Origin of the sequence: Pseudomonas sp. 21615526, from assembly GCF_013386245.1 — a bacterium.
Classification (GTDB): Bacteria; Pseudomonadota; Gammaproteobacteria; order Pseudomonadales; family Pseudomonadaceae; genus Aquipseudomonas.
The window spans coordinates 23,374-35,842 of record NZ_JACAOM010000063.1 but is presented as its reverse complement, the minus strand read 5'-3'; the positions used below and the strand labels follow the sequence as shown (position 1 = coordinate 35,842).

Here is a 12,469-nt window from a genome sequence, read left to right as displayed (position 1 = left end):
TGTCGAGCTTTAGCGAGACAGCTCCTACATTGGAGCTATGTCAAACCGGCGGCAATCGCCACTCGATCGGCGTCTCGCCATTCTGCTCAAGAAACTTGTTGGTGCGGCTGAAATGCCCGCAGCCAATAAACCCTCTATAGGCCGACAACGGCGACGGATGCACCGACGTCAGCACCAGGTGCTTGGTGGCGTCGATCAGCTTCTGCTTGCCCTGCGCATGGGCGCCCCACAGCAAGAACACCAGGTGCGGCTGATGCTCGCTCACCACTTCAATAATCCGATCGGTAAAGAACTGCCAGCCCTTGCCCGCATGGGCGTTGGCATTCGCGCGCTCCACGGTCATGGTGGTGTTGATCATCAGCACGCCCTGGTCGGCCCAGCTTTGCAGGTAGCCGTGGTTGGGAATGTCGATGTTCAGGTCACGCTTGAGTTCTTTGTAGATATTGACCAGCGACGGCGGTGCCGGCACGCCCGGTTGCACCGAGAAGCACAAGCCGTGGGCCTGGCCCGGGCCGTGATACGGGTCCTGGCCGAGGATCACCACCTTGACCTTGTCCAGGGGCGTTGAGTTGAGTGCGTTGAAGATCATCGGGCCGGGTGGATAGATCTCCTTGCCTGCCGCGTGCTCCTGGCGCAGGAATTCCCGCAACTGGGCCATGTACGGCTGGTCGAACTCGTCACGCAGGGCGTGTTTCCAGCTGGGTTCGAGTTTGATACGGTCGTCGGTGGTCATGGTTACGCTGTCTAGTCAAAAGAATGAGGCGAACCCTAGGAAAGCCGACCTTGCTTGTCAATTGATCTGACGCAGATACCGCACTTTCCTGCGAAGCGATCATACTGAACCTTCACTTTATCGATTGAGGTCATGATGAACCTGCACTTCGAAGAGCTGATTGGCACCGGCGGCGCCCGCGTTGGCATCGCCAGCCTGGACGCGGAAAAATCCCTCAATGCCTTGTCGTTGCCGATGATCCTGGCCCTGAGCGAACGCCTGGACGCCTGGGCCAAAGACCCGCAAATCGTCTGCGTGCTGCTGCGCGGCAATGGCCCCAAGGCCTTTTGCGCCGGTGGCGAAGTCCGCAGCCTGGCCCAGGCCTGCCGTGAACATCCCGGCGAAGTACCGGCGCTGGCCGCTCAATTTTTCGCCGCGGAGTACCGCCTCGACTACCGCCTGCACACCTATCCCAAACCGCTGATCTGCTGGGGCCACGGCTATGTGCTGGGCGGTGGCATGGGCTTGCTGCAAAGCGCCGCCGTGCGCATCGTCACGCCAAACAGCCGCCTGGCCATGCCGGAAATCAGCATCGGCCTGTACCCGGACGTGGGCGCCAGTTGGTTTCTGTCTCGCCTGCCCGGCAAGTTGGGGTTGTTCCTCGGCCTGACCGGCGCCCATATGAATGGCCGCGACGCCCTGGACCTGGGCCTGGCTGACCGTTTCCTGCTGGATGAACAACAAGACGAACTGCTTGAAGGCCTGCTGCAACTGAACTGGCAGGAACAGACCGACATGCAGCTCAACAGCCTGCTCAAGGCCCTGGCCCAGGAAGCCGCCGGCCAGTTGCCCGAAGCCCAATGGCTGCCGCGCCGTGGGCAGATCGACGAGTGGCTGGACGTGGGGGATGTGCGCTGTGCGTGGCGAGCCTTGAGCCAGTTACGCGATCACACCGACCCGCTGCTCCGCCGCGCAGGCAAGACCCTGAACGAAGGCTGCCCGCTGACCGCGCACCTGGTGTGGGAACAGATCCAGCGCGCGCGGCACCTGTCCCTGGCCCAGGTGTTCCAGATGGAATACACCTTGAGCCTGAACTGCTGCCGTCACCCGGAATTCAGCGAAGGTGTGCGGGCGCGGTTGATCGACAAGGACCAGCAGCCACACTGGCACTGGCCGGACATCAACTTGATCCCCGAGGCCGTGGTGCAGGCGCACTTCCACAAGGTCTGGGAAGGGCGGCATCCGCTGGCGGACCTGTCTGACTATTGAGCGCCCGTCGGCGCTTTTTTGCCCACGAACGTGAAGGCACAATTATCGGGTTGGTGGTCGTCGCACTGGAAAATCTGTTGCCCGAAAGCATCGGTGCCCGGCACCCAATGCGTGGTATCTGCCAGCGACATCGCCCCCCCGGCTTGAGCCGTGCCGTACCTCAGGGTGACTGTCTTACCCCTCAGGGTTTTATAAATGCACTTTTCCAGATAGCCATGCTTGCGCTCGTCCTGCTCGCTAGGAGTAAAAAGCGCGCCGACAAAGGTTTCCACGAATTCCCCGCCGCTCATTGCCTGGCTTATCCATGGCGAGTCGCTGTCAGTTCCCTGAAAGTGACCGTCAACGTACCGTACAGCACTCGGGTAAGGACAGGATTGCGCTGCTGCCAACGTACTGACGCCAAGAAAAGCAAAAAATAACAGGTAGAGCGGGCTGACGTTCATGTCATGGGTTCCATCAGTCGATGCTGGAAGCGATACGCCAAACAGGCGACTGCTCCCAATTAACTACAGGCGTAACCCACAGGATAGCTGTCAAATATGACAGTGCCGACCAACGGTAAACAAAAACGGCGCCTGAGCGCCGTTTTTCCAATTATTCCTATCAGCGATGACCGCCGCCACGGCCTCCACCCTGACCACCACCCTGGCCATGTCCGCCACCATTACCCCAGTGACTGTTGCCCCAACCCTGGTTTGGGTAAGGCCGATAACCCGCGCGCGGCCCCGCAGGATAATAGCGCGGCGCCGGCTGGTAATAACGCGGCGACGGGTAATAACGCTGCGGTGGCGGATAGTAACCCTGGCGGTAATGGTAATACGGGCCGCCGCCGTAGTAATACGCCGGCGCGGGCGCCGTGTAGACCTCGGAACCGTAGTAGGCCTGGCCGCCACCGTAATAAGGCGCGCACGCAGAAAGGGTCAAGCCGAGCAAAGCGATGAGAAGCAGTCGACGATACATGGCGGCCTCCTGGACCGCGGAAGAGCACACCCAGCGACGCTGGGGGGCGGCAAACAGCTTTCACTGCCTGACGAAATATCTGACATCAAAAACGGAATCTGGTGCGATTTAGACATAGATTGATACATCTGCCGGTCGCCTCATTGCAGTGCAACCCCGCACCACCACGACGCATATTCACCGCACGTTTCGCCCTCCTCCTCGCGCCATCCCGCGCCATTACTGCACCCGTGCCACTTGGCACGACTCTCGCTTTACCTCTCCCGTGCAGGAGTCATCACAGGTTCGCGGCACCACAATTTGCAATGGCTGACTAGGGTTCCGGCTCGCTAAGGCGAGTGGCTGGTCCGAGAGTCGGCGACCTCCAGTTGAGGTTACACGGCGGGATAAAAGCCCGGGAGACAAGCCACCGTTCACGGTGCCGCGTTGCTCCTGCTCGCCCTTGATCAACTGGAGAAGCATCCATGCCCTCGATACGTTTACCCGCCCTGCTCGCCGCCGCCTTCGCCGCCGTGGTGAGTTTTTCCGCCCAAGCCGCCCCCAAAGACCATTTCAGCGTGTGCTGGACGATCTATGCCGGCTGGATGCCGTGGGAATACGCCGGCAGCCAAGGCATCCTCGACAAGTGGGCCAAGAAGTACGGCATCAAGATCGACATGGTGCAGCTCAATGACTACGTCGAATCCATCAACCAGTACACCGCCGGCCAGTTCGACGGCTGCACCATGACCAACATGGACGCCCTGACCATTCCCGCCGCCGGCGGCGTGGACAGCACCGCGCTGGTGGTCAGCGACTTCTCCAATGGCAACGATGGCGTGGTCATCAAAGGTGAAGGCAAGACCGTCGCCGACCTCAAGGGCATGAACGTCAACCTGGTGGAACTTTCCGTGTCCCACTACCTGCTGGCCCGCGCCCTGGAGTCGGCCAACCTCAGCGAAAAAGACCTGAAAGTGGTCAACACCTCCGACGCCGACATCGCCGCCGCCTTCAACACCGACCAGGTCAAGGCCGTCACCACCTGGAACCCGATGCTCTCGGAGATCAAGGCCAAGCCCGGCGTCACCGAAGTGTTCGACTCCAGCAAAGTGCCCGGCGAAATCATGGACATGATGGTGGTCAACACCCAGACCCTCAAGGACAACCCCAAGCTGGGCAAAGCGTTGACCGGCGCCTGGTTTGAAGTGGTGGCGCTGATGAACGCGAAAAACGCCGCCAGCACCGACGCCCTGGAACACATGGCCAAGGCCTCCGGCACCGACCTCAAGGGCTTCCAGTCGCAACTGGACACCACCAAGCTGTTCGCCACGCCCAAGGAAGCCCTGGCCTTTGCCACCAGCGCGCAGTTGCCCGCCACCATGGGCAAGGTCGCCGAGTTCTCGTTTAAACACGGCCTGCTGGGTGAAGGTGCCAAGGACACCAACGCCGTGGGCATGAGCTTCGCCAATGGCGTGACCCGCGGTGACACCGCCAACCTCAAGCTGCATTTCGACCCCAGCTACGTACAGATGGCCGCCGACGGCACGCTGTAAGAGGACCCGGCCATGCGCCTGATCAACCGTCACCCGGAACGCTCCAGTCGCCTGCTGTTGGTGCTGCTGCCCTTCGCCCTGCTGCTGTTCGCCTACTTCGTGGGCTCGGCCGAGCGCCTGGCAGACAACCCCAACGACAAGCTGCTGCCCAGCGCCGCACAAATGGGCGACGCAGTGAAACGCCTGGCCTTCAGCGCCGACACTCGCACCGGTGAATACGTGCTGTGGCAAGACAGCGCCTCAAGCCTGCGCCGCCTGGCGATCGGCCTGGGCATCAGCGCCCTCGCCGGCCTGTGCCTGGGCATTGCAGCCGGCACCTTGCCGCTGTTTGGCGCACCGTTGTCCCCCTTGCTGACAGTGCTGTCGATGGTGCCGCCGCTGGCGATCCTGCCGATCCTGTTCATCGTGTTCGGGCTGGGGGAATTGTCGAAAGTGATGCTGATCGTGATCGGTATCACCCCGGCCCTGGCGCGGGACCTGGAACAGCGGGCACGGGAAATTCCCGTGGAGTTGCTGGTGAAGGCGCAGACCCTCGGCGCCTCCACCTGGACCCTGATGCTGCGGGTGGTGCTGCCGCAATTGCTGCCACGTTTGCTGATCTCCCTGCGCTTGATGCTCGGCTCGGCGTGGCTGTTCTTGATTGCAGCCGAAGCCATCGCCTCCACCGACGGTTTGGGTTACCGGATCTTCCTGGTACGCCGCTACCTGGCGATGGACGTGATCCTGCCCTACGTGGTGTGGATCACCCTGCTGGCCTGGCTGATGGACTGGGGCCTCAAGGCGCTGACGCGGCGCGCGTTCCCCTGGTACGAAGGAGCGCGGGCATGAGCTTTATCAGCGTCAACAATGTGTGGCAGCGCTATGGCGACCAGGTGGTATTGGAGCGCCTGAACCTGCACGTGGCCGAAGGCGAATTCTGCACCCTGGTCGGCACCTCCGGTTGCGGCAAATCGACCTTCCTGCGCCTGCTGCTGGGGCAGGAAACCGCCAGCCATGGCGAGATCCTGCTGGACGGTAAACCGCTCGCCGCCGAACCCGATGCCAGCCGTGGCGTGGTGTTCCAGCGCTACTCGGTGTTCCCGCATCTGACGGTGCTGGACAACGTTGCGCTGGGCCTTGAGTTGCCACGTTCAGCGTTGCTCGGCCGCCTGTTCGGCAGCGCGAAAAAACAGGCCCGGGAACAGGCCGCAGCGCTGCTGCATAAAGTCGGTTTGGGCCATGCCCTGGACAAGTACCCGGCGCAGCTTTCCGGCGGTATGCAGCAGCGGCTGGCCATCGCCCAGGCGCTGATCATGAAGCCCCGCGTGTTGCTGCTGGACGAACCCTTCGGCGCCCTCGACCCGGGCATTCGCAAAGACATGCACCTGCTGTTGCTGGAGCTGTGGCGCGAAACCAGGCTGACGGTGTTCATGGTCACCCACGACCTGAGTGAAGGCTTCAGCCTCGGCACCCGCTTGCTGGTATTCGACAAGGTGCGCCTCGACCCACACGCCCCCGGCGCCTACGGCGCCCGCATCACCTACGACATCCCTTTGAACAGCGAGCGCCGCAAGGCGATCGCCGCCGAACTTGGAGCCACTTCCAAATGACCGACTCAACTCAATTGTTCCCACCTTTCGCCGAGGAAATGCTCCCCGGCGGCGGCCACCGTTCCTTTGTGCTCAAGCGCGGCCAACTGCTGCGCCTCACCGACATTCGCGGCGGCGCCAACGTCAGCCTGACCCTGCTCAATGCCAATGAAAAAACCGAGCGCCTGAACCTGCCCGACAGCCTCAAATGCCAACACACCGCCAAGCTCACCAACGGCCATTGCCTGTACTCGGACATGGGCCGCGTGCTGGCTGCCATCACCGCCGACACCTGCGGCTGGAGTGACAGTATCGGCGGCGTGTCATGCGCCTCCGAGGTCGCGGAAAAATACGGCAAAGGCCGCTATCAAGAGCTGCGCAACGGCTTCTACCGCAACGGCACCGACAACCTGCTGGTGGAACTGGGCAAGTGGGGCCTGGGGCTGTCCGACCTGCTGATGACCCTCAATCTGTTCAGCAAAGTCACGGTAGATGAAGCTGGCAGCCTGCACTTTGTCCCCGGTCACTCCAAGGCCGGCGACTACATCGAACTCTACGCACCGATGGACACACTGGTGGTGCTCACCGCGCTGCAACATCCCATGGACCCCAACCCCGAGTACGCGCCGCAGCCGCTGAAACTCAGCTGGATGAACGCTGACCCAAGCGTCGCCGAACACTGCCGAACCTCGCGCCCGGAAAACGAGCGCGGCTTTATCAACACCGACCGTCTGTTCGCCTGAGGACCTGCCATGTCTATCGCACTCGCCAAACAACCGGACGCGGCCGTGTACCGCGCGACCATTCCCGCCGGCGAACCCTGGCTGATGGAAGTCAAGGCCGGCCAGACCCTGCGCATCCTCGACCTTGAGGGCAACCAGGCGGTCGACACGCTGTTCTACAGCCTGAAAAACCCCAGGGAACGCTACGACGTGCAGCGCACCCTGCGTCGGCAAAACAGCGTGTACCTGAGCACCGGCAGCGTGCTGTATTCCAACCTCGGCCAGCCGATGCTGACCATCGTCGACGACACCTGCGGACGCCACGACACCCTTGGCGGCGCCTGCGCCCAAGAGAGCAACACCGTGCGCTACGCCCTGGAAAAACGCTACATGCACAGCTGCCGTGACAACTATCTGCGGGCCTGTGCCCACGATGGCCGGCTGGGTAAAAGCGACATCGGGCCGAACATCAATTTCTTCATGAACGTGCCGGTGACCGCCGATGGCGGGTTGACCTTCGAGGACGGGATTTCCGCCCCCGGCAAGTACGTCGACCTGCGGGCCGAGATGGACGTGATCGTACTGATCTCCAACTGCCCGCAACTGAACAACCCGTGCAACGGCTACAACCCAACCCCTGCGGAGTTACTGGTATGGAACTGAAGATCAAGCGGTTGCGCCAGTGGTTGTTCGCCCTGTGCCAGGCCCGGGCCGGGCAGTGCCTGCGAAAACGCTGAAGATCACCTGTGGGAGCGAGATTGTGTGGGAGCGGGCTTGCTCGCGAAAGCGGCGTATCAGGCGACTGATGTATTGACTGAACCACCGCATTCGCGAGCAAGCCCGCTCCCACACTCCACCTCCCACACTGACTGCATGCGCTGCGGACGACCGTAGCGCCATCCACATTTGCGGGACGGCCCGCATCCCAGGACAAGGCCGAGCACTCATCGGCCTGCGGGGTTTTGCCATGTTCGAAAAACTGTTGATCGCCAACCGTGGCGCCATCGCCTGCCGCATCCTGCGCACCTTGCGTGAGCTTTCGGTCAAGGGCGTGGCGGTGTATTCCGAAGCCGATGCCGCGAGCCTGCATATCCAGCAAGCGGATGAGGCCTACAGCCTGGGCGAAGGCGCGGCGGCCGGCACCTATTTGTCGGTGGAGAAAATCCTCGCCACGGCCAAGGCGTGTGGCGCCACCGCGATTCATCCCGGCTATGGCTTTCTATCGGAAAACGCCGCCTTCGCCGAAGCCTGCGAAACAGCAGGCATCGCCTTCGTCGGCCCGACGCCGGAACAGCTGCGGGTATTCGGCCTCAAGCACACCGCGCGCGCGTTGGCCAGGCAGCACAACATCCCGCTGCTGGAAGGCACCGAGCTGCTCAACAGCCTCGACGCCGCACTACTGGCCGGGGAAACCGTGGGCTATCCGATCATGCTTAAAAGCACCGCCGGTGGTGGCGGGATCGGCATGCGCGTGTGCCACAGCGCCGATGAATTGCGCGACTGTTTCGAGGCGGTGAAACGCCTGGGCCAGAACAATTTCAGCGATGCCGGTGTGTTTATCGAGAAGTACATCCAGCACGCCCGGCACCTGGAAGTGCAGGTGTTTGGTGACGGCTGCGGCGAGGTGATCGCCCTCGGTGTGCGCGACTGTTCGGTGCAGCGGCGCAACCAGAAAGTGCTTGAAGAAACCCCGGCGCCGAACCTGCCCGACGGCATGGCGGATGAGCTGTGCCGTGCCGCCATCACCCTGGCCAAGGCAGTGAATTACCGCAGCGCCGGCACCGTGGAATTTATCTTTGATAGCGCCGATGGCCGCTTCTATTTTCTGGAAGTGAACACCCGGTTGCAGGTGGAACATGGCGTCACCGAGCAAGTGTGGGGCGTGGACCTGGTGCGCTGGATGGTGCAATTGGCCGCCGGGGAAATGCCGCCATTGCGGGAACTGCAACTGAAGCCTCACGGCCACGCGATTCAGGCACGCCTGTACGCCGAAGATCCGGGCCGGGAGTTTCAGCCAAGCCCGGGGCTTTTGACGTATGTGGACTTCCCGGTCGCTGAAGGCCTGCGCATCGACACGTGGGTGGAGGCCGGTTGCGAGATTCCGCCCTACTTCGACCCGATGATCGCCAAGCTCATCACCTGGGCGCCGACCCGCGAACAGGCACGCCTGGATTTGCATCAAGCCCTGAGCAACAGCCAACTGTACGGCGTGGAAACCAACCGCGATTATCTGCGCCAGATTCTGCTCGCTACACCGTTCGCCAGTGGCCATCCGTGGACGCGCTGCCTTGAAGATTTGGTGTACCACGCCAACACGTTTGAAGTGCTCAGCGCCGGCACGCAAACCAGTGTGCAGGACTATCCGGGGCGCCTCGGTTACTGGGCCGTAGGCGTGCCGCCGTCGGGGCCGATGGACAGTCGCGCGCTGCGCCTGGGCAATCGCCTGCTGGGCAATGCCGAGGGCACCGCTGCGCTGGAAATCACCATGAGCGGGCCGTTGCTGCGCTTCAATTGTGCGGCGGTGGTGGCGGTGACGGGTGCAGACATTGTGCTGCGCTTGAATGATGAAGCGGTATCGATGAACACCGCGTTGCTGATCCCGGCGGGCGCAACCTTGAACCTGGGCACCATCGCCGGGGCCGGTGCTCGCAGCTACCTTTGCGTGCGCGGCGGGCTGCAGGTTCCGGATTATCTGGGAAGCAAAAGTACCTTCACCCTTGGCCAGTTTGGTGGGCATGGCGGGCGGGCTTTGCGGGCGGGTGATGTGTTGCACTTACTGCCGTTGGAGGATCTCAGTTGCGGCAATACGCTAGTGCCTGAACCGCTTGGCGAGGTGCGAACACTGCGGGTGATCTACGGCCCCCACGGCGCGCCGGAATACTTCAAGCCCGAGTACATCGAGACGTTCTTTGCCACCCAGTGGGAAGTGCATTTCAACTCCAGCCGCACGGGTGTGAGGTTGATCGGGCCGAAGCCTCTGTGGGCGCGTACGGATGGCGGTGAGGCGGGGTTGCATCCGTCGAATATTCACGACAATCCGTATGCGATCGGTGCGGTGGATTTTACCGGGGACATGCCGGTGATCCTCGGCCCCGACGGCCCGAGCCTGGGTGGGTTTGTATGCCCGGTGACGGTGATCGAGGCGGACTTGTGGCAGTTGGGCCAGCTCAAGGCGGGTGACAAAATCTGCTTCACCCCCGTCGACATCAAGACCGCCCGAGACCTCGCCTTGAACTGGGATCGTTCCCACGCTCTGCGTGGGAATGCCGCCTGGGACGCTCCGCGTCCCGCTGTCGACGCAATGACGCAGAGCGTCACAGGATGCATTCCCACGCAGAGCGTGGGAATGATCAGGTCGCCTGTTGTTCTGGACATCGGCCAGGCCGACACCCGCCTCGTCGCCCGCCTCGCCGGCGACACCCACCTGCTCCTGGAAATCGGCGCCCCGGAACTCGACCTGGTGCTGCGCTTTCGCGCCCACGCCCTGATGCAAGCCCTCGAAGCACAAGCCCTGCACGGCGTCATCGACCTGACACCCGGCATCCGCTCCCTGCAAATCCACTATCAGCCCGAACAACTTACCCTCGCCGACCTCCTGGCGCTGATCACCGCCGAATGGCACGCCGTCTGCGCCAGCCAAAACCTGCAGGTGCCGTCGCGCATCGTCCACCTGCCACTGTCCTGGGACGACCCGGCCTGCCAACTGGCGATCGAAAAATACATGACCACCGTGCGCAAGGATGCCCCATGGTGCCCGAGCAACCTGGAGTTCATCCGCCGCATCAACGACCTGGCCAACCTCGACGAAGTGCGCCACACCGTGTTCGATGCCAGCTACCTGGTGATGGGCCTGGGCGACGTCTACCTCGGCGCGCCCGTGGCCACGCCGCTGGACCCGCGTCACCGCCTGGTCACCACCAAGTACAACCCGGCACGCACCTGGACCGCCGAAAACTCCGTGGGCATCGGTGGCGCCTACCTGTGCGTGTACGGCATGGAAGGTCCCGGCGGTTATCAGTTCGTCGGGCGCACCTTGCAGATGTGGAACCGCTACCGGGAAGTCGCCGCGTTCGATGGCAAACCGTGGTTGCTGCGCTTCTTCGACCAGATCCGCTTTTACCCGGTGAGCTCCGATGAGCTGGTGCAGATTCGCCGGGATTTTCCCCTTGGGCGGTTTGAACTGAGCATCGAACACAGTCAGTTGAACCTGACGGATTACCAGGCCTTTCTCGCGCAGGAAGCCGAAAGCATCGGCGCGTTTCGCGGGCAACAACAGCGCGCGTTCAACGCCGAACGCGAACGCTGGATCGCCAGCGGCCAGGCGCATTTCGACAGCGAGGAACTCGCCGCACCACAGGGCGCAGACACGCCCTTGCAGGCCAACGAATACAGCATCGACAGCCACATCGCCGGCAATCTCTGGCAAGTGCAGGTCAGCGCTGGCGAACGCGTGGCGGCGGGAGATGTGCTGGTGATCCTGGAGTCGATGAAAATGGAAATCCCGGTAGTCGCACCGTTCGCCGGCACCGTGCGGGAAATTCCGGTGCAGCCCGGCAGCGGCATTGGTGCAGGCCAACGGGTGGTGGTGCTGGAGCGTGATTTGCAATAACGCGGCGGGGCTGTATCGTGCAAGGCACACCGGGTTTCACCGGGACCTTGTCCGATACAGCCTGAACCGACCGATGACCACGCCAACCCTCTGCCCCGCCTGCGGCGCCCGCAACGATTGCGCCCTGGCCGACCCGCGCACTGCCGACCAGGCATGCTGGTGCTATTCCGTCAGCATCGACCCCGCAGTGCTCGAAGCCTTGCCGGCGGAACTGCGCAACAAAGCCTGCCTGTGCCCGCGTTGTGCCCAGGTGGACGAACAACTGCGCGGCAACGAGCGGTCGTAATGCGCGTAGATCGTTTCCTCAGCAACCTGCCCCGTTTCAACCGTAAACAGGTTCGCCTGTTGCTGGTGGAGCGGCGGATCAGCGTCGACGGCCAGGCCATCAGCGATCCGCACCACCCGGTAAGCGAGTTCAGCCGTGTGTTGCTGGATGACGAAGTGCTGCAAGCCGGCAAACCCGCGCGTTACTTCATGCTGCACAAACCCCAGGGCTGCGTCAGCGCCACGTCCGACCCGCAACACCCCACGGTGCTCGACCTGCTGGATGAACCGGACAAGCACGAGCTGCACATCGCCGGTCGTCTGGATTTCAACACCACCGGCCTGATGCTGATCACCAACGACGGCCAGTGGTCCCGCCGCCTGACCCAGCCGCAAACCAAACTGCCCAAGGTCTACTACGTCGAGACCGAGCAGGACATCGGCCCGCAATACGCGGCCACTTTCGCCGCCGGCCTGTACTTCGCCTTTGAAGACCTCACCACCCAACCGGCGGAACTGGAACTATTGGGCCCCAGAACGGCGCGCCTGAGCATCATTGAAGGGCGTTATCACCAGGTGAAGCGCATGTTCGGGCACTTCGACAACAAAGTGATGCGCCTGCACCGCGAACGCATGGGACCGCTGGAGTTGGACGCAGCCCTTGCGCCAGGCCATTACCGGGCGCTTACAGAGGCTGAAATCCAACAGGTCTGATGACCGTTCAGCCGATGATGGCAAAAACCCACGCCATCGACTGGCGAACTGGCATCCCTGATGCTTGAATCAACCCAGCCAGCCGCAATCTGACTGGCGAGTCACCCCTACCTACAAGA

At 62.5% G+C, this 12,469-nt stretch carries 12 protein-coding genes and 1 riboswitch; of the genes, 9 read left to right on the top strand and 3 right to left on the bottom strand.

Features of this window, described 5'->3' with window-relative positions:
• Positions 1-40 precede the first annotated feature (40 nt).
• The gene (gene ung / locus HX786_RS18025; protein WP_003212020.1) at positions 41-733 is read right to left on the bottom strand and encodes a uracil-DNA glycosylase; all 693 of its coding nucleotides are present in this window, start codon (positions 731-733) and stop codon (positions 41-43) included.
• Between the two features lie 135 nt (positions 734-868).
• Between ung and HX786_RS18020 the strand changes: the two genes are divergently transcribed.
• The gene (locus HX786_RS18020; RefSeq protein ID WP_178912417.1) at positions 869-1,981 is read left to right on the top strand and encodes an enoyl-CoA hydratase/isomerase family protein; all 1,113 of its coding nucleotides are present in this window, start codon (positions 869-871) and stop codon (positions 1,979-1,981) included.
• On the opposite strand, the gene HX786_RS18015 is transcribed toward HX786_RS18020, so the two are convergent.
• Together HX786_RS18015 and HX786_RS18010 are read right to left on the bottom strand one after the other, a co-directional pair.
• The gene (locus HX786_RS18015) at positions 1,975-2,424 is read right to left on the bottom strand and encodes a DUF3757 domain-containing protein (protein ID WP_178912416.1); all 450 of its coding nucleotides are present in this window, start codon (positions 2,422-2,424) and stop codon (positions 1,975-1,977) included. The genes HX786_RS18020 and HX786_RS18015 overlap by 7 nt on opposite strands.
• Positions 2,425-2,584: 160 nt before the next feature.
• Complete coding sequence (locus HX786_RS18010; protein ID WP_003212026.1) at positions 2,585-2,941, bottom strand: hypothetical protein; 357 nt, start codon at positions 2,939-2,941, stop codon at positions 2,585-2,587.
• Between the two features lie 302 nt (positions 2,942-3,243).
• Positions 3,244-3,344, top strand: a riboswitch (guanidine-I (ykkC/yxkD leader).
• 61 nt (positions 3,345-3,405) lie between these two features.
• Here HX786_RS18010 and HX786_RS18005 point away from each other — a divergent pair.
• The 8 genes from HX786_RS18005 to HX786_RS17970 all read left to right on the top strand — a co-directional run bounded on the left by HX786_RS18005 (position 3,406) and on the right by HX786_RS17970 (position 12,350).
• Positions 3,406-4,473, top strand: coding sequence for a putative urea ABC transporter substrate-binding protein (locus HX786_RS18005; protein ID WP_003212027.1), 1,068 nt, complete (start codon positions 3,406-3,408; stop codon positions 4,471-4,473).
• Positions 4,474-4,485: 12 nt separating this feature from the next.
• Positions 4,486-5,301 carry an ABC transporter permease gene (locus tag HX786_RS18000; protein WP_003212030.1) on the top strand — a complete coding sequence of 272 codons (816 nt, stop codon included), beginning with the start codon at positions 4,486-4,488 and terminating at the stop codon, positions 5,299-5,301.
• A complete protein-coding gene (locus HX786_RS17995; RefSeq protein WP_003212032.1) occupies positions 5,298-6,062 on the top strand; it encodes an ABC transporter ATP-binding protein in 765 nt (254 codons plus the stop codon). Before HX786_RS18000 ends, HX786_RS17995 begins: the two co-directional genes overlap by 4 nt.
• Positions 6,059-6,784, top strand: a complete 726-nt coding sequence (locus HX786_RS17990) for an urea amidolyase associated protein UAAP1 (protein WP_003212035.1) — start codon at positions 6,059-6,061, stop codon at positions 6,782-6,784. Before HX786_RS17995 ends, HX786_RS17990 begins: the two co-directional genes overlap by 4 nt.
• Positions 6,785-6,793: 9 nt before the next feature.
• Positions 6,794-7,426 (top strand): urea amidolyase associated protein UAAP2, encoded by a 633-nt coding sequence (locus HX786_RS17985; protein WP_003212037.1) that lies wholly within the window; start codon positions 6,794-6,796, stop codon positions 7,424-7,426.
• A gap of 304 nt (positions 7,427-7,730) precedes the next feature.
• Positions 7,731-11,372 (top strand): urea carboxylase, encoded by a 3,642-nt coding sequence (gene uca / locus HX786_RS17980; RefSeq protein WP_178912415.1) that lies wholly within the window; start codon positions 7,731-7,733, stop codon positions 11,370-11,372.
• Between the two features lie 73 nt (positions 11,373-11,445).
• A complete protein-coding gene (locus tag HX786_RS17975) occupies positions 11,446-11,658 on the top strand; it encodes a cysteine-rich CWC family protein (protein WP_003212042.1) in 213 nt (70 codons plus the stop codon).
• Complete coding sequence (locus tag HX786_RS17970; RefSeq protein WP_178912414.1) at positions 11,658-12,350, top strand: pseudouridine synthase; 693 nt, start codon at positions 11,658-11,660, stop codon at positions 12,348-12,350. The genes HX786_RS17975 and HX786_RS17970 overlap by 1 nt, the downstream gene beginning before the upstream one ends.
• The last annotated feature ends 119 nt before the right edge of the window (positions 12,351-12,469 follow it).

Bases quoted from the DNA above. Each gene is read 5' to 3' on its own strand.
- ung (WP_003212020.1), bottom strand. From the start codon at position 733: ATGACCACCGACGACCGTATCAAACTCGAACCCAGCTGGAAACACGCC.
- HX786_RS18020 (WP_178912417.1), top strand. From the start codon at position 869: ATGAACCTGCACTTCGAAGAGCTGATTGGCACCGGCGGCGCCCGCGTT.
- HX786_RS18015 (WP_178912416.1), bottom strand. From the start codon at position 2,424: ATGAACGTCAGCCCGCTCTACCTGTTATTTTTTGCTTTTCTTGGCGTC.
- HX786_RS18010 (WP_003212026.1), bottom strand. From the start codon at position 2,941: ATGTATCGTCGACTGCTTCTCATCGCTTTGCTCGGCTTGACCCTTTCT.
- HX786_RS18005 (WP_003212027.1), top strand. From the start codon at position 3,406: ATGCCCTCGATACGTTTACCCGCCCTGCTCGCCGCCGCCTTCGCCGCC.
- HX786_RS18000 (WP_003212030.1), top strand. From the start codon at position 4,486: ATGCGCCTGATCAACCGTCACCCGGAACGCTCCAGTCGCCTGCTGTTG.
- HX786_RS17995 (WP_003212032.1), top strand. From the start codon at position 5,298: ATGAGCTTTATCAGCGTCAACAATGTGTGGCAGCGCTATGGCGACCAG.
- HX786_RS17990 (WP_003212035.1), top strand. From the start codon at position 6,059: ATGACCGACTCAACTCAATTGTTCCCACCTTTCGCCGAGGAAATGCTC.
- HX786_RS17985 (WP_003212037.1), top strand. From the start codon at position 6,794: ATGTCTATCGCACTCGCCAAACAACCGGACGCGGCCGTGTACCGCGCG.
- uca (WP_178912415.1), top strand. From the start codon at position 7,731: ATGTTCGAAAAACTGTTGATCGCCAACCGTGGCGCCATCGCCTGCCGC.
- HX786_RS17975 (WP_003212042.1), top strand. From the start codon at position 11,446: ATGACCACGCCAACCCTCTGCCCCGCCTGCGGCGCCCGCAACGATTGC.
- HX786_RS17970 (WP_178912414.1), top strand. From the start codon at position 11,658: ATGCGCGTAGATCGTTTCCTCAGCAACCTGCCCCGTTTCAACCGTAAA.